1 protein-coding gene is annotated in these 560 nt (G+C 41.6%); it reads left to right on the top strand.

The features are described 5' to 3' along the window. The coding region (locus tag BGP78_RS20135; protein WP_147386105.1) for a transposase at positions 1–560 on the top strand (560 nt) is incomplete at both ends.

Here is a 560-nt window from a genome sequence, read left to right as displayed (position 1 = left end):
CTCAACCTATCCATCACGGCCGAATTCCTTCTTCTAAAGTCGCTATTAAAAAGCTTATCAGGCAATTTGAATCTAAATACCCTAATGCAACTCTGCATTTCGTTTATGAGGCTGGCCCTTGTGGTTACTGGATTTACCGTTTAATTACTTCTCTTGGACATTGCTGTTACGTGGTTGCCCCCTCTTTGATACCTAAAAAGCCTGGTGAACGCATTAAAACTGACAAACGTGATGCACTAAAACTCGCAAAGCTTCTTAAATCTGAAGACTTAACCCCTATCTATGTCCCCGAGCCTGAAGATGAAGCTATTCGTGATTTATCTCGTGCTCGAGAAGTCGCCATGAAGGATTTAAAAGATGCAAAATATCAACTAAAAGCGCTGTTACTTCGTAATAATATTAACTATGCAGGCACAGCAAACTGGTCTCTCAAACACTTACGTTGGCTCACCGAACTGGTATTGCCACACCCTGCACAACAAATCGTTTTACAAGAGTTTATTCAAACTATAAACGAGCGAACTGCACGATTGGGCCGACTCGACAACGAACTATCTCAT

Origin of the sequence: Pseudoalteromonas sp. MSK9-3 (assembly GCF_003590335.1) — a bacterium.
Classification (GTDB): Bacteria; Pseudomonadota; Gammaproteobacteria; order Enterobacterales; family Alteromonadaceae; genus Pseudoalteromonas.
This window is presented reverse-complemented; position numbering and strand designations above follow the sequence as displayed.